At 63.0% G+C, this 15,977-nt stretch carries 16 protein-coding genes; 1 reads left to right on the forward strand and 15 read right to left on the reverse strand.

Annotation, left to right across the window (positions count from 1 at the left end):
* Nucleotides 1-468 (forward strand): Ldh family oxidoreductase (locus AC5E6N_RS09315; RefSeq protein WP_491747564.1); only part of this gene is annotated, 468 nt, incomplete at its 5' end.
* Between the two features lie 82 nt (nt 469-550).
* Here the strand turns inward: AC5E6N_RS09315 and AC5E6N_RS09320 are convergent.
* The 15 genes from AC5E6N_RS09320 to AC5E6N_RS09390 all read right to left on the reverse strand — a co-directional run bounded on the left by AC5E6N_RS09320 (nt 551) and on the right by AC5E6N_RS09390 (nt 15,801).
* A complete protein-coding gene (locus AC5E6N_RS09320) occupies nt 551-1,768 on the reverse strand; it encodes an aminotransferase class V-fold PLP-dependent enzyme (RefSeq protein ID WP_491747565.1) in 1,218 nt (405 codons plus the stop codon).
* Between the two features lie 59 nt (nt 1,769-1,827).
* Nucleotides 1,828-2,574 carry an amino acid ABC transporter ATP-binding protein gene (locus AC5E6N_RS09325; RefSeq protein WP_491747596.1) on the reverse strand — a complete coding sequence of 249 codons (747 nt, stop codon included), beginning with the start codon at nt 2,572-2,574 and terminating at the stop codon, nt 1,828-1,830.
* A gap of 32 nt (nt 2,575-2,606) precedes the next feature.
* Complete coding sequence (locus AC5E6N_RS09330) at nt 2,607-3,719, reverse strand: amino acid ABC transporter permease (RefSeq protein WP_491747566.1); 1,113 nt, start codon at nt 3,717-3,719, stop codon at nt 2,607-2,609.
* A 4-nt stretch (nt 3,720-3,723) separates the two neighbouring features.
* Nucleotides 3,724-4,935, reverse strand: a complete 1,212-nt coding sequence (locus AC5E6N_RS09335) for an amino acid ABC transporter permease (RefSeq protein WP_491747567.1) — start codon at nt 4,933-4,935, stop codon at nt 3,724-3,726.
* A gap of 86 nt (nt 4,936-5,021) precedes the next feature.
* Nucleotides 5,022-6,047, reverse strand: a complete 1,026-nt coding sequence (locus tag AC5E6N_RS09340) for an amino acid ABC transporter substrate-binding protein (RefSeq protein WP_491747568.1) — start codon at nt 6,045-6,047, stop codon at nt 5,022-5,024.
* 32 nt (nt 6,048-6,079) lie between these two features.
* Nucleotides 6,080-6,772, reverse strand: coding sequence for a GntR family transcriptional regulator (locus AC5E6N_RS09345; RefSeq protein ID WP_491747569.1), 693 nt, complete (start codon nt 6,770-6,772; stop codon nt 6,080-6,082).
* A 218-nt stretch (nt 6,773-6,990) separates the two neighbouring features.
* Nucleotides 6,991-8,382 (reverse strand): amidase, encoded by a 1,392-nt coding sequence (locus tag AC5E6N_RS09350; protein WP_491747570.1) that lies wholly within the window; start codon nt 8,380-8,382, stop codon nt 6,991-6,993.
* Entirely contained in the window at nt 8,375-8,590 is a 216-nt protein-coding gene (locus AC5E6N_RS09355; protein ID WP_491747571.1) for a hypothetical protein, read from the reverse strand. Before AC5E6N_RS09355 ends, AC5E6N_RS09350 begins: the two co-directional genes overlap by 8 nt.
* Nucleotide 8,591: 1 nt before the next feature.
* Nucleotides 8,592-10,058 (reverse strand): amidase, encoded by a 1,467-nt coding sequence (locus AC5E6N_RS09360; protein ID WP_491747572.1) that lies wholly within the window; start codon nt 10,056-10,058, stop codon nt 8,592-8,594.
* Complete coding sequence (locus tag AC5E6N_RS09365) at nt 10,033-10,275, reverse strand: hypothetical protein (RefSeq protein ID WP_491747573.1); 243 nt, start codon at nt 10,273-10,275, stop codon at nt 10,033-10,035. The genes AC5E6N_RS09360 and AC5E6N_RS09365 overlap by 26 nt, the downstream gene beginning before the upstream one ends.
* A 2-nt stretch (nt 10,276-10,277) precedes the next feature.
* Entirely contained in the window at nt 10,278-11,300 is a 1,023-nt protein-coding gene (locus AC5E6N_RS09370; protein ID WP_491747574.1) for an ABC transporter ATP-binding protein, read from the reverse strand.
* A gap of 4 nt (nt 11,301-11,304) precedes the next feature.
* Nucleotides 11,305-12,294 carry an ABC transporter ATP-binding protein gene (locus AC5E6N_RS09375; protein WP_491747575.1) on the reverse strand — a complete coding sequence of 330 codons (990 nt, stop codon included), beginning with the start codon at nt 12,292-12,294 and terminating at the stop codon, nt 11,305-11,307.
* Entirely contained in the window at nt 12,294-13,136 is an 843-nt protein-coding gene (locus AC5E6N_RS09380; protein ID WP_491747576.1) for an ABC transporter permease, read from the reverse strand. The genes AC5E6N_RS09375 and AC5E6N_RS09380 overlap by 1 nt, the downstream gene beginning before the upstream one ends.
* On the reverse strand, nt 13,136-14,176 hold the full coding sequence (locus AC5E6N_RS09385) for an ABC transporter permease (RefSeq protein WP_491747577.1): 1,041 nt from the start codon (nt 14,174-14,176) through the stop codon (nt 13,136-13,138). Before AC5E6N_RS09385 ends, AC5E6N_RS09380 begins: the two co-directional genes overlap by 1 nt.
* Complete coding sequence (locus AC5E6N_RS09390; protein ID WP_491747578.1) at nt 14,173-15,801, reverse strand: ABC transporter substrate-binding protein; 1,629 nt, start codon at nt 15,799-15,801, stop codon at nt 14,173-14,175. Before AC5E6N_RS09390 ends, AC5E6N_RS09385 begins: the two co-directional genes overlap by 4 nt.
* Between the last annotated feature and the right edge of the window lie 176 nt (nt 15,802-15,977).

Below are 15,977 nucleotides of genomic sequence, written 5' to 3' on the forward strand. Positions count from 1 at the left end.
GGCGTCGCATCGGACCAGAAGGGCCAGGATACCACCGATCCGCATGACGCAGCGATGCTGGCTCCCCTCGGCGGTCCGGAATACGGCTACAAGGGAGCCGGGCTGGCAGGTCTGGCGGAGATTTTCAGCAGCGCTTTCAGTGACGCCCCCCTGAGTGTGGAACTGGCGCCGATGGTTTCGGACGACATGTCCACCCCTCGCCGCCTTGGCGCCTTCGTCATGGCTTTGGACCCGGCCGCCTTTCTCGGTCTCGACGTTTTCACGCAGATCATGGGCCGGTATCTGAACAGGATCAGGGCGTCCCATCCCGCCGACAGCGCCAGAGTGATGGCCCCGGGTGACCGGGAGTGGGACGAAGCCGCGCGGCGGCGCAAACACGGCGTGCTGCTCGATCAGGTTTCGGCGCGGGCATTTTCCAATATCGCAAAAGAGTTTGCGCTTCCGCCACTGCAGGTCACGCCCACATAACCGATGCCCGACGTGGCGCAAACAGACCGGGCGTTTTACGGGGTCGGACACAAAGCGGCGGGCAGTGCAGCGAGCTGCGTAACTATCCGTCCCTGAGCGCCTGTGCCATCACGTCGATCGTGTGTCTGATGTCGTCCATCGTGTTGTAGGCATGCACCGCGAAGCGCAACTGTCCGCGCCGGATCGTGTGTATCACCTGTGCGTCCTCCAGGCGCTTCGACAGGGGCGCGATCGTCGGATCGGTCGAAAACCCGTGACCGCCTGCGTCAAGTGCGCCGGCGGTAACGATGTGGGATTGCTGCGGACCGCTTGCGGGCACCGCCGGTGAGAGGCCGAGCGCCGCGATGCCTTCATTCAGCGCGGTGGAGAGTTCGAGTACACGGCTTTCAATCTCCTCACTCCCGAGTTCGAGCAGGAGGTCAAGGGAGACGTCGGCGGCATAGGCGCCGGCAAGATTGTAGCTGCCGACCTCGAAGCGCCGGCTGTCGGACTGATAGGCATAGTCGAGCCCGCCCATCACGGAGTGGTCATCGGTGGTCATCGCCACCGCCGGGCGCGACAGATAGGCCGGCTCCAGCCGGTCGATCCAGTTCGGCGAGACATAAAGGAACCCGTAACCATAAAGCCCAAGCAATCCCTTCGACGTGGAGGTCGCGAATCCGTCAACCGGCAGGTCGGACAGATCGTGCGCCAGGACACCGGCGGACTGGACCCCGTCGACGAGCAGAAACACATCCCTCTTCCGGCAGACGTCGCCAAGCTTGACGAGGTCGGTGCGGTGACCCGGGGCGAATGTGACCGATGCACAGGTGACAATCCGCGTACGATCGTCGATCGCGTCGATCATCGCGTCGATGTCGAGCGAGCCGTCGGGCATGTGGCCGACGAGCCGGATTTCGTTGCCCCGCCGCTTCAGCCGCAGCCAGGGATAGATGTTGTTGGGATGCTCGGCGTTGACACAAACAACGACGTTGTCGCCACTGGCCATGGGCAGCGCCCAGGCGATCGTGTTGACACCATCGGACACGTTGCGGACCGCTGCGACGGTCGGGGCGTCGACATTCATCAGCCGCGCAAATTTCCGGCGTGAGCTGACCACCATCAACTCATGATCCGCCCGGTTGGCCGAGGCCTCGGCCAAGTGGTCCATAAACCGATCGACGGCAGCCCTGACATCGTCATGCAGGATCATCTTGTCGCACACCGACAGATAGGTCTTTCGCTTGAGCGCCGGGAAGCCCTGCCGAAAGCGTTCGAAAGGTCCGGTTTCGATCCGGGCCGGTGCGGCGTCACTTGTCATTGCGTTTCAATATCCCTTGACGACTGGTTGAACGTCGGAGCGACGCTTTGAGGTATCGCTCAGTGCAGAACCTGACTGAGGAACAGTTTGGTTCGTTCGTTCTCAGGTGCTGAGAAGAAGCGCCCGGGCTCCGCCGCTTCGACGACTTCTCCCCCGTCCATGAAAACGACCAGGTCGGCGACCTCGCGCGCAAATCCCATCTCGTGGGTGACGCAAATCATGGTCATGCCTTCTTTCGCCAGTTCGATCATGACATCCAGCACTTCATGGATCATCTCCGGATCGAGCGCCGAGGTCGGTTCGTCGAACAACATGATCTTCGGTTTCAGCATCAGCGCCCGGGCGATGGCGACCCGCTGTTGCTGGCCGCCCGAAAGCTGGCCCGGATACTTCCAGGCCTGTTCGGGGATCTTCACACGCTTGAGCAGCTCCATCGCGGCGGCTTCGGCCTCGTCCTTGCCGGTCTGCTGGACCAGCACCGGTCCGAGTGTCAGATTGTCCATGACGGTCAGGTGGGGAAACAGGTTGAAATTCTGGAACACCATGCCGACCTGGCGGCGGATCGCCTCGATCTTGCGAAGATCGGGAACCAGTTCCACGCCGTCGACGACAATGTCGCCCTCCTGATGCTCCTCAAGCCGGTTGATGCAGCGGATCATGGTCGATTTGCCGGAGCCGGACGGGCCGCAGACGACGACCTTCTCGCCACGGCCGACCGCCAGATTGACATCGCGGAGCGCATGAAACTCGCCGTACCATTTGTTCACGTCACGCAGTTTAACGATGGCCTCGCCGGCACCGTGCATCGCCGTGTCGGCGCAGGTGTGTTCGATCTCCGTCACAGGTTCCGTCCCTTCTTCAGATCACCTTCGATATATTCCGAGTATTTCGACATGGAGAAGCAGAACACGAAATAGAGCACGAAGATAAATGTGTAGGCTTCCAGCGCGAACAGGACCCAAAGCGGGTCCTCAAGCGCGGTGGCCGTTGCGCCCAGGACATCGAACAGGCCGATGATCGACACGAAAGTCGTGTTCTTGAACGCGCGGATGATGTCGTTCATCAGAGCCGGCAAGACGATCCGCAGCGCCTGTGGCAGGATGATGCGGCTGGTCTTCTGCCAGTAACTGAGCCCGATCGTATCGGCCGCCTCGTATTGGCCGCGGGGGATCGCCTGAAGGCCGCCGCGCACGATCTCCGCCGCATAGGCGGCAAAGAACAGGATCATGCCGATCTGCGCCCGCAGGAACTTGTCGATGGTCAGGCCCTCCGGCATGAACAGCGGGAACATCAGCGACGCCATGAACAGCACCGTAATCAGCGGAACGCCGCGCACGATTTCGATGAAGCCGACGCAGATGGCCTTGATTGCCGGAAGCCGCGAGCGGCGCCCCAGTGCCAGGAAGATTGCCAGCGGCATGCCGCCGACAACCGTGCCGACGAACATGAGAAGGGTCAGCGGCAGTCCGCCCCATTGATGGGTTCCGGTCGGTGTCAGCCCGCACACGCCGCCGAGCAGCAGAACGAGAACCGCGGCGGTAACGCCGAGCCAAACGACGAAAAGCCAGTAGGACCAGAATCGTCTGAAAGCCGAGAGGATCGCCATTCCCACGATCAGGACGATGGCCAGGACACCGCGCCAATGCTCCTCATAGGGGAACGTGCCGAAGAGCATCACCCGGTGCTTTTCAGCAATCACGGCCCAGCAGGCGCCCGCCGCGTCCCGGCACGCCTGCGGATCGTCGGTACGCCAGACCGCGTCGATGAACGCCCAGGCAAGAAAATCGGGAATGGTCACGAACAGCGCCCACAGCGCCAGGCCCGTAAGCACGGTGTTGTAGATGCTGCTGAACAGATTCTTCCGCAACCACAGGAGAACACCCGTTTCAAGCGCCGGCGGCGCGCGCCTTGGCGTCGATTTCGGTGTCGCGAAGGATATGGCCGTGCTCATCCCCTCACCGCTCCTTGATCTGGACGGCGCGGTTGTAGAGATTGACGACCGCGGCGATGGCAAAGGCGATGGACAGGTAGATCGCCATCATCATGCCGATCGCCTCGACCGTGTGGCCGCTCAGCGTGATGATCGTATTGTTGACGTTGAAGAGTTCCGGATAGCCGATGGCGACCCCAAGCGAGCTGTTCTTGACCAGGCTGACATATTGCGAGCCGGCCGGCGGCACCATGACCCGGAGCGCCTGAGGCAAAATGACCTTTCGATACGTATCGCCAGGCGCCAGGTTGATGGCGCGCGCGGCTTCGATCTGGCCCTTGCCGACAGACTGAATCCCCGAGCGGACAATCTCCGCAATGAAGGCCGCGATATAGAGAGACAGCCCCAGGAGAAGCGCCAGAAACTCCGGCGACATCGTCACACCGCCAACGAAGTTGAACCCTTTCAATTCGGGAACGGAGACTTCGGTCGGGGCGCCGGACAGTGTCCAGGCGAGCAGTGGCGCGGCAACGATGAGTGCGATGTTCAGCCAGAAGACCCGGACGCGCCGTCCGGTCGCGCGCCGCCGTGCATCCGCCCATCGCGACAGCAGGACGGCCGCGACACAGGCTGTGAGGAAGGCAAGCAGCATCCACAGATATGCCGGATCGTCCGCCGGCCAGGGAACGATGAAGCCGCGATTTGTCAAAAACGCGGTGTCCAGCAGGTTCAGCGCCTGTTTGGGCGGCGGCAGTCGGGTAATGATCGTGTACCAGAAGATGATCTGCACCAGTTGCGGCGTGTTCCGGAACACCTCGACATAGGTGGATGAAAGTCTGGAAATCAGAATATTCGACGACAGTCGCGCGATGCCGAGCACGACGCCCAGGACTGTCGCGAAAACAATGCCGAGGAGCGACACCTTAAGCGTATTGAGAACCGCCGTCCCATAGGCACGAAGAAAACTGTCGGTGGATTTGAAGGTGATCAGTCCCTCGCCGATATCGAAGCCGGCCTCCTGGAACAGGAAGCCGAAGCCCGTCGCAATGCCGCGCTTTTCCATCGCGTCCTGCGCGTTGGATACCATGAACACGGCGAGGCCCAGGATCGAGCCGACGACGGCGACCTGGTAGACCAGATTGCGGAAGCCGACATTGTGCCAGATCTCAGCGGGCCCGAATGACGGGCGCTTGGGCTTTGTCGCGTCGTTGGACATTGTGTTCAGCGTTTCAGCCATGATGGTGCGTTCGGCCGCTTATCCGGCGATTGTGTGCGGGAAAACGACGGCCGCACGCGCCCGACGCGCGGGCGGCCTGTCGCGTCTTACTTGAAGGGCGGCGAATAGAGCAGGCCGCCATCCGTCCACAGCGCATTGATGCCGCGCGAAAGCTTCAGCGGCGAGCCGTCGCCCACATTGCGGTCGAACACCTCGCCATAATTGCCGACCTGCTTGATGATGCGATAGGCCCATTCGTTGTCGAGGCCGAGGGTCTCGCCCAAATCGCCGGCAGCACCGAGCAGCCGGGTTGTTTCCGCGTCATCGGAGCTTTTCATAGCTTCGACATTGGCGGACGTTACGCCCAGTTCTTCCGCCGTCATCATGGCGTATATGGACCACGCCACGATGTCGCGCCATTGGGCATCGCCCTGGCGGACCGCCGGGCCCATCGGGTCCTTGCCGTAAACCCCGTCCAGAATGATGTAATCGGCCGGGTTGGAGGCCACGGTGGCGCGGGCCGAGCTCAGGCCCGAGGTCGACTGCACATGCACGTCGCAGCGGCCGCCGAAGAACGCGGTGTTGAGTTCCTTTTTGCTCTCGATGACCACCGGTGTGTAATCGAGGCCGTTGGCCTTGAAGACGTCGGCGGTCACCTTTTCCGAGGTCGATCCCGGCAGAACGCAAACGGTGGCGCCGCCCAGATCCTCGACGGACTGAACGCCGGTATCCTTGTGCACCATGAAGCCCTGTCCGTCGTAGAAGATCGGGGCAACGAAATCGATGCCGAGCTTGGCGTCGCGGCTGAGTGTCCAGGTGACGTTGCGGGTCAGGACGTCGATTTCGCCGGTCTGAAGGGCGGTGAACCGTGTCTGCGACGTCGTTTTCACGAACTGCACCTTGCTTGCGTCGCCGAGGACGGCCGCGGCGATCGCCCTGCACGTATCGACGTCCATACCGGCCCATTCGCCCTTGCTGTCGAGTGCCGAGAACCCCGCGCGGTTTCCGTTGACGCCGCAGATCACGGCGCCCCGCTCCTTGACGGCGTCGACCGTCGGTCCGGCGATGGCGCTGTCGGCTCCGCTCGCCGCGATCAAGGCGATCGCTGCAATCGCTGTCGCTGTTTTTTTCATGACTTTCACTCTCCCTTTTGTGTCGTGAGCAATCACGCATTCGTCCTTGGAACGGCGGTTGGGGCGTAGTCGCTGCGGCTTTGGAACAGGCGCGTGCGCACTTCGAGACCCTTGTGCAGATGATCGCACATCAGTTTCTGCGCCTGCTCGCCGTCGCCTGCTTCGATCGCTTCGAGAATTTCCAGATGCTCGCGAACGGATTCGAAGACGCGATCGGGCTGATGGTGGCGCGGCATGCCAAGGGCGATGCGAAAGCGCAGGCGGATCGGCCGGTAGATCTCCAGGAGATTGCGGTTCCCGGCACAACGGAAGACTTCCAGGTGAAACTCGGCGCCATGATCGTAGACCTCGGCAACGCTTGCCCGCGACGGGTCGGCGATCACGTCCCGGAACCTCTGGCCGTAATCCGACAGTTTCGGCGTCGGGCCGCGCTCGGCCGCCAGGAAAGCCGCCAGCCCCTCGATCGCGTAGCGGACCTGGTAGATCTCCTGGACATCGCGCAGCGTCAACGGGCGCACGAAGGTGCCGCGTGTCGGATGTGCTTCCAGGACGCCCTCGCGCGCCAGATCCTTGATCGCCTCACGCACCGGCGTCCGGCCGATCCCGAGGCTTTCAGACAGTTTACGCTCCGACAGGGGCACATCGCTCGCGAACGCACCGCTCAAGATGGCATCGAGGACGCCAGCGTAGGCTTTGTTCTTTTCCGAGTTCTCATCACTTGGCATGACACTGGTATACCAGCACCATACCAGAAGTTTGTCAATAGCCCTTTACGCTCGTCTGAACGCACGAGAAGTGTAAGCACCCTATCGAATAAGAGAGAGCCTTGCCGGACAAGTGCCCGGTGGCGGGCCCGCAGCACCCAGAAGGTCCGTTTCACCGGCGCTGTTGCGCCTTGCCTGTTCGTTCGGCGTCAATGGCTGTCTGCTGCCACGCTGCGGCGTCAACGCGCCCAGGGCGGCTGAGAATCGCCCCACGTCACCGATCGCTCAAGCGCATGGCCGATACGCAGCAGCGTCGTCTCGTCGAAGCGCTTGCCGACCAGCTGCACCGACAAGGGCAATCCGTCAACGGCTGCGCCGGCAGGCACGGCAAGCGCCGGATGTCCCGTCAAATTGAAGGGAGCGGTGATCGGATGCCTCTTGCGCCATGGGCCGTCATCGATCTGATCGAGCCTCGGCGGCGCGCTGACCGCGCCGGCGCACAGCATGGCGTCGAAGCCCGCGAGCGCATTGTCGGTCTCGGCGATCAGGAGCTTGCGCAGACGTTGCGCTCGAACGTAGTCGGCGGCCGTGACGAGAGCGCCGATGCTCAGGCGCTCGCGCGCGGTGCGCCCGTATTGGTCGGCACGCTGCTGCAAGTCCTGCTGATGAACCGAGAACCCCTCCGCCAGAATGATCGTCCATGTTGCCGCATCGTAGAGATCGCGGGGCGGCAACGTCACATCGTCAACTTGCGCGCCCAGCTCCGAAAGGACAAAAGCAGCCCGCTCGACCGCTTCCTGCTGCTCGTCGTCGATGGCCGACTCGGCATTATAGGCACGCGCCGCACCGATCCGCATGCCGGCAACCGGCGCTTCAAGGGCGGACAGGTCGTCGACGCACCCGGCCGCCGCGAAACCGGCATCGCGGCTGTCATGCTCAGCCAGCGCGGCAAGCGCCAACGCACTATCGGCGACCGTGCGCGTCAACGTGCCGACATGATCGAGACTGAAGCTCAAAGGTATGACGCCGCGCCGGCTGACACAGCCATAGGTGGGCTTCAGCCCGACGATGCCCGTGCACGCGGCGGGAAAGCGCACCGAGCCGCCCGTATCGGTGCCGATCGCAAGGCCCACCATGCCGGCGGCCACGGCCACAGCCGAGCCGGAGCTCGATCCGCCGCACGAATGATCCGCATCCCACGGATTGCGTGCATTGGGCCAGGGCAACGCGTCGCCAGGTCCGCCGCGCGCGAATTCATGCAGCGACGTCTTGCCGATCAGCACCATGCCGGCGTTTTCGAGCCGCGTGGTCACATCGGCATTGGCGCCCGCGATATTGTCGCGGAGCAATCGTGAATGCGCGGTGGTCGCAACACCGGCCACATCGATAATGTCCTTGAGTGCGTACGGGATTCCGTGCAGCGGACCACGGCGCTCACCTCTGGCCAGTTCCGCCTCGGCATTGCGCGCCGCGGCCAGAGCGCGTTCGGGCAGCAGGGTTATAAAGGCGTGAAGCCGGGGGTCGAGCGCCTCGGCACGCGCCAGTGCCGCTTGGGTGAGTTCAACCGGCGACAGCGACCCCGTCGCGATCGAGCGCGATGCCTCGGCCAGCGTGGGAACGGCATCAGCCATCCTGGCCAGCCCCGTCGGCGTTGCAATCGTCAGTCGGCCAATACAGTCCCGCCGGCTCATCATCGTAACCCATCGGCACGTCGAGACGCGCTGCAAGCGCGCGATAGCCCGCATACGCCTGCACCATCAGGTCGAGGCGCTCGGTCGGCAGGGCCAATCCCGCCCGCTGAAACCCGGCCACAAAGCCACGCTTATGCTCGCGCTCCATTTCATGCCTCTTTCTTTTCAAGTCCACGCAATGGCGGCGCCATACGGTGCCAGTCCATATCGCGCTGATATGCGTCGGCCGCCTGCAACAGGCGGGTTTCGGCAAACGGCCGCCCGGCGAGTTGCAGGCCGATCGGCAAGCCGTTGCCGTCGAAACCGCACGGGAAGCTGATCGCCGGCAGGCCCAGATAGCTGAACGCCCGCGTGTTGGCCGACAGCGACAGAAACCTGGCCACCACGCCGGGCTGCCCGCTTTCGACGTCGGTTTGCGCGCGCGTCGGAACGGCCTTGGCCATGGTGGGGGCGGCGATCAGGTCGACCTTGCCGAACACGTCGCCGGCAAAGGCACGCAACACCGCTCCGCGACGGCGTAGCGCCTCGACATAGTGGACCCCGGGAACCGCGTAAGCGGGATACATGCGCGCGCTGACGCTTGTCCCGTAGTCGCCGGGCCGGCTGCGCATCCAGGGCTTATGAAAGCTCGCCAGTTCGACCCGGCTGACGACCGCCGAGTAAGCGGCAACCGCATCCATCACCGGCAGATCGACCGGCCGCAGTTGCGCGCCGCGGCCTGAAAGAACCTTCATCGCTGTTTCGAACCCGTCCATGACCGGTGTATCGACATCGTCGAAAAAGCCGTTGCGCGGCACCCCGATGCGGCAATCCGACAGATCGCCCGAGGCTGCGCCGTCAAGCGCGGCCGCGTAGTCGTCCACCGGCTCGGCGCTGCTTGTCCTGTCGCGCGGATCATGACCGGAGATTGCCGTCATCACCGCGGCGCAGTCGCGCGCGCTGCGCGCCAGCGGTCCGATACAGTCGACCGAGAAGGCAAGCGGCATCGCCCCGAACCGGCTGACCCGGCCATAGGTGGGTTTGAGACCGGTCACCCCGCAGCACGATGCCGGAATGCGGATTGAACCGCCAGAGTCGGATCCCAGAGAAGCCAGCACCATGCCCGATGCGACGGCCGCGCCCGACCCGGACGACGAGCCGCCACTGATGAAGGCCGGATTCCAAGGATTGCAGCAATCGCCGAAATGGCGATTGTGTCCGGCCGGGCCTTGCGCGAATTCGGACATGTTCAGCCCGCCCAGCGTGATTGCGCCGGCCTCTTCGAGCCGACCGACCGCCGTCGCCAGGCCGTCGGGTCTTTCGTCCCGCCGGATCGCCGCACCGCAGGTGGACGGCCGACCGGCCAGATCGAACATGTCCTTGTGAGCCATCGGAATGCCGAGCAGCGGCGGCGGCGTCGCGTTCTGTCGCCTTTGCGCGTCGGCCCATCCGGCACGCGCCAACGCCGCCTCCCGGTCATGCCAGATGAAAGCGTTGACCGCTTCGTCGTCGCGCGCGATCCGGTCCAGACATCGGGTGGTCAGGCCGACCGCGTCGATGGCGCCCGTTGCAAGCATGCGGACCGCATCGGTGAGCGTCATTGCATCGCCCTTACTTGCCGGAAGCTGCCGGGTCACGTCCCGCCCTCCGCTCGGCAAACGCCTCGAGAACGTCAAGGAAGTCGGATGGCTCGCCCTCGAACGGCGCCGGCTCGAGAGCTTCGAACGCGGCGATTATCTTGGCGATGTCTTCCGCGAAAGCGAGCGCGACGGGGTCCGGCGGCACGATGCCGTGCCACGCACGAATGTAATCGACGATCGCTTGCCGATCGGTCTCCGGCCCCTTTCCACCCATCGTCACGTTCCCGTCTGCGAGGCGGCGGGCGAAGCCCCCGCCGCCGCGGACCACCCGGCTGCCTCGGCCGCGCCGCCCTGCTCGATTTCCTCGGCGAAATGGCAGGCAACCGACAGTCCGCCACCGCGATCCCGCAATTGCGGCACCTCTTGCGCGCATCTGGCGCGCGCAAATGGACATCGCGTTCTAAACGAGCAGCCCGATGGCGGGTTGACCGGGCTCGGCACATCACCTTCCAGGAGTTCGACGTTGTCGCGCCGCACCTGCTCGTCGGGAATGGCATTGGTGAGTGCGCGGGTATAAGGATGGGCGCGTCGCTTCCAGACCGCGCCCGCCAGCCCGATTTCCACGATGCGGCCCAGATACATCACCGCGATGCGATGAGCGACATAGCGCACCACTGAAAGGTCGTGCGAAATGAACAGAAACGCCACATTGAGGCGCTCTTGCAGGTCAAGAAGCAGGTTGAGCACCTGAGCCTGAACCGACACATCAAGCGCCGATACCGCTTCGTCGCAGACGAGCAGCCCGGGCTCCAGCGCCAGGGCCCGGGCGATACTTACCCTTTGCCGCTGCCCGCCTGACAGCTCGTGCGGGAAGCGGTCCAGGTGGTGGGACGTCAGCCCGACCTGCGCGGCGATTTCCTCGACACGGGCCCGCCGTTCCACGGTTGAGCCAATACGATGGACAAGCAGCGGTTCCGCAATGATCCGCCCGACCTTCAGCCTGGGATTAAGCGAACCGCTTGGGTCCTGAAACACCATCTGTACAGCCCGCGCCCTGGCCAGCCGGTCCGCCCGGCCGCCGCCGAAGCCCTGCCCGCCAAGCATGACTGAACCCTGGCTTGGACGGTTGATACCCACAATGCAGCGTGCAAGCGTCGATTTTCCACAGCCTGACTCACCGACAAGACCCAGCGTCTCGCCGCTGTCGACATGCAGGGTGACACCATCCACGGCGCGCAGGGGTCCGTGCGGCGTGCGGTGATAGACCTTAAGGTCGGTTATCTCGACGACATGGCTCATCAGATCAGTTCAAACTGCCTGCAGGATAATAACACCGCAGCGCCCTGTCGCCGTTGAATGCCGTGCGCGGCGGAGGAGTTTGCCGGCAGTCGATTCGGGCATTGACGCAGCGCGGCTCGAACGGGCAGCCCGCCGGCCGCGCGTGCGGCGCCGGCACCGTCCCCTTTATGTCGGCCAGCCGATGGCCATCTTCGATAAAGCTGCCGTGCGGCCGGGCGGCGAGCAGTCCTGTCGTATAAGGATGACGGGGATTGTCGAGCACGGCATCGACCGGCCCCTCCTCCAGCACCGAGCCGGCATACATGACGACGATCCGATCGGCAATTTGACGCACCACGCCGAGATCATGGGTGATGAACAGCAGGCCAAGATTGGCGTCTTTCTGGAGCCGCTTCAGCAATTTCAGGATCTGCGCCTGTACGGTCACGTCCAGCGCGGTCGTCGGTTCGTCGGCGATCAGCAATGCGGGACTGCAAGCGATGGCGATGGCGATGACCACGCGCTGGCGCATGCCGCCCGAAAGCCGGTGCGGATAGTCGCTGAAACGCGCGGCCGCGTCGGGAAGCCGTACAAGTTCCAGCAGTTCCACAGCCCGGCGGGCGGCGTCGGCCCGGGTCATGCGGCGATGCGCCCTCAGCACCTCGACGACCTGCGCGCCAACGGTCATCACCGGGTTAAGCGCGGTCATCGGCTCCTGAAAGATCATCGCCATGCGCTCGCCGCGCAGTTTGCGCAGGTCGACGTCCGGCATCTGCACGAGATCGACACCGTCAAGCTCGATACCGCCCTCGCTGATGTGCAGATTTTGCGCCATCAGGCCCATCACCGCAAGCGCGGTGAGTGACTTGCCGCATCCCGATTCACCGACCAGGCCGACGGTCTCGCCGCGCTGCACGGAGAAACCGACCTGTTTCATCAGCGACACGCCTTTCCCGTACTGAACCGCAAGATCACGCACTTTGAGCAGCGGGGCATCTGTCACGAGACCAGCCATCAACGCTCCTTCAGACGCGGATTGAGCACGTCGTTTAGCGCATCGCCAACCAGATTGAGCGACAGCACGGTCGCCACCAGCGCCACGGCCGGAATAGCTGTCATGTACCAGGCCGTGCGCAGGGCAGCCCGGCCATTGCCCAGTATGGTACCCCAGCTCATCACATTTGGATCGCCCAGTCCCAAAAAGGACAGGCTGGCCTCCACGATGATCGCGGTCGCCACGAGCACCGAAGAGGCGACGATGATCGGCGCCATGCAGTTCGGCAGGATCTGTCCGAAGATAATGCGCATGTCGGACATGCCGATAATCTTGCATGACTGCACGAAATCATAGGTGCGCAGCCGCAAGAACTCCGCTCTGACCAGCCTGGCGATCATCGGCCAGGACACGATGGCGATGGCAAAGATGATGGTCGACAGCGATGGCCCGAGAATGCCGACAATGGCGATGGCCGACAGAAAGGACGGAATCGTTTGCATCGCATCGGTCAGCCGCATCAAAACGTCGTCGAGCCAACCGCCATAGTAGCCGCTCAGACCGCCGACGACAGTGCCGATCACAACCGACACCGCCGCAGCGGCGATACCAACCGCAAGGGACACGCGAGCGCCGTGGAAAAGCCCGGCCGCCAGGTCGCGTCCAAGCGAATCGGTGCCCAGCGGAAAGGACGGGTCCTGACCGGGCCACAGTCTCGGTGGCCCGGCCAGGGTCCATGGACCTGAGGAGTAGAACCAATCGGCGAAGACCGCCATCGCGACGGCCAGCATGATCAGAGTCAGCCCGACCAGTCCGCTCGGGTGACGGACAAGACGCCACAGCAGGAACTGGCCGCCGAACATCACGCCAGCTCCACGCGCGGATCCAGCGCCATGTAGAGGATATCTATGACGAAATTGACGACCACGACGCTCAGCGAACTGATGAAGACAACGCCGAGCAGCAGGTTGGTGTCACGTTCAAACACGGCGTCGAAGGCAGTCCGGCCCATGCCGGGCAGGCCGAAGATGGTCTCGATCAGCACCGCTCCGCCAACCAGGGAACTGACCTGAAGGCCAGCCATCGTGACCAGCGGCAGCATGGCGTTGCGCAATGCGTGGACATAAATGACCCGGCGCTCGCTCAAGCCCTTGGCACGGGCGGTACGCACGTAGTCAAGCGTCAGCACTTCGAGCATCGCGGCTCGACCGATGCGCCCGTAGATCGCGATGAAAAAAGTACAAAGAGCCAGAACCGGCATCGTCAAATGCGTGACGACATCCCAGACATACCGCAATCCCGTATAGTCAGCGCCGACGGTCGAAAAACCGGCGATGGGCATCATTCCCAAAAAAACCGAGAAGACGAGAATGAATCCGATGGCGATGATGAATGTCGGCGTCGCATAGAACAAAAGCATCAGCAGCGAGATGGACAAATCCAGGGGATTTCCGGCGTTTCGCGCCGCGACGACGCCCAATACGGTACCCACGGTCATGGAAATGAGCACCGACGAGGCAACCAGCAGCGCGGTGACCGGCCAACGGGCGAGAATGATGTCCAGCACCGGCGCGGCATTCAACGGAGAATAGCCGAAATCCAGCGTCGCGAGGCTATACATGTACCGCAACAACTGCAGCCATATGGGCTGGTCAAGCCCGTAACGCGCGCGCAGGGCCGCCATCTGATCGGCGGTCATATCGGCGTTGCCGGCGAGCACATCAACAAGGTCGCCAGGCGCCATCTTGACCAGAACGAAGCTGCCGACGACGACCAGCAGCATTACCAAAAACGCCTGGCTCAGCCGCCGCAACACGTATCGAGGCAGAGGACCCAGAAGGAAACGCAGGCCCGGCAAGGCACTGCGTTCCCGTGCTGCGGCGGCTGTCGTCAAGTCACTCATGCATTCTCGTCAAGCCAACAATGGGCGAGATTGCCCAGCGAACCCAGCGCATCGACCGTATGGTCCTTGACCTTACGATGAGCGATCGTGGCGCGGGTTGTCGAGACGATGGGCAGGGTCGGAAGCTCCGTCATGGCGATTTTCTGGAACTCGTGGAACTGCTGCTGGCGGGTCGCCAAATCGAGTTCGACCTGGGAAGCCTCCAACAGGGCGTCAACTTTCGGATTTGAATAGCTTGATCCGTTTGAGAACGCCACACCCGGCTTGAAGTTCTTGGACCAGTAGAAGCGTTGAACACCGATTGTCGGGTCGGCGCCCATAGCGGCCGTATAAAGAGACAGATCAAAATCACGATCAGTCCACACCCGTTTGATGAACACGGCATAGTCCTGCGTGCGGATCTTCAGATCGATTCCGATCTGCCGCATCTGCTCGCGCATATACTCGGCCGCGATCACCGACTCGTTGCCATAGGGCGTCGGGTCAATGGTCAATTCGAAACGCACGCCGTTGGCGCCACGCGGGTGCCCGGCCTCGTCAAGCAGGGCCTCCGCCTTGCCTGGATTGAATTCATAGCCCGGAACACCGTCGGTATTGTAGAACGACACCTGCTCGTGATGCAGCGGTGTCGCGCCGGGTTCGCCGAAGCCGTGCCATACATTCTTGACGATCCAGGCCCGATCAACGGCGTGCGCAATGGCTTGGCGCACGCGCGCATCCTGAAGGAGCGGGCGTTCGAGATTGAAGTCCATCTGCTGTTGGCTGACCGACGTTTCATAACCCTTCAGGTCGATCGCGAATTCAGGTTTTTCGGCGAGACGCAGGGTGTCGAGCGCCGGCAGGAAATTGAGGAAGACGACGTCGGCCTGCCCCGCTTCCAGCATGGCGGTGCGCGTCGAGGGATCGGAGATGTACTGCACGATAATCCGGTCGAGATAGGGCAGATCACCGTCCCAATAGTCCGGATTTCGCTCCAGGACGACGCTGACGCCGCGCTCGTGGCTGACAAACTTAAACGCGCCGGTACCGACCGGATCGATATTGTGCGGGTTTTCCATGATATCCGTGCCCGCATAGAGATGACTTGGCAGGATCGGCGATTCACGCCCGTCAAGCGCCTTCATAATCGCCGGTGCCGGCCGCTTCAAAACAAAGACCGCCGTCAGATCATCGGGCGTCTCGACGTCGAGCAGATCGGCAAAAAGCGTGCGCCCGCGCCCGTGGTGCACCTTGATGACCTCCATGAAGGTGAATGCCACGTCACGCGCGGTGAACGGCTGCCCGTCATGCCATTTGACATTGGGCCGCAGGTTGAAAGTCACGCGCAGGCCATCCTCGGATATGTTCCAGCTTGTCGCCAGAGCCGGTTTGCCCTGCATTCCAAAGTCATAGCCGAGCAGACCGTCGAACATCTTGGGCGACAGGAATGCCTCGGGTCCGGAGGTCGTGATCGCCGAGTTCATAAAGGTCGTACCCGGCCAGGCCACAGTGGTGAGCGTGCCGCCATGTTTCGCACTGCTGCCAAGCGCGCGGCCCGATGGCCACATGACAAACGGCATGGCTGCGCCCGCCGTCATGCCTTTGATCACCGACCTGCGGTTCAATTGAATACTCGGTTTGGTCATTGCTTTGCCTCCCTTCATAATCGTTTCCCCACCTGTTTTTTTACCCGCCATCGCGGGAGCCTGGGGGTTGCAAGCCTGCGGAGTCCACTTCGTCCGTCAGACCCTGGTGCCGTACACATATGCGGCTCGCCGGTCCCTTTCGCCTCCGACAAGAACGCCGCTCGATGTGATCAACC

It is taken from the genome of Hoeflea sp., from assembly GCF_984452065.1.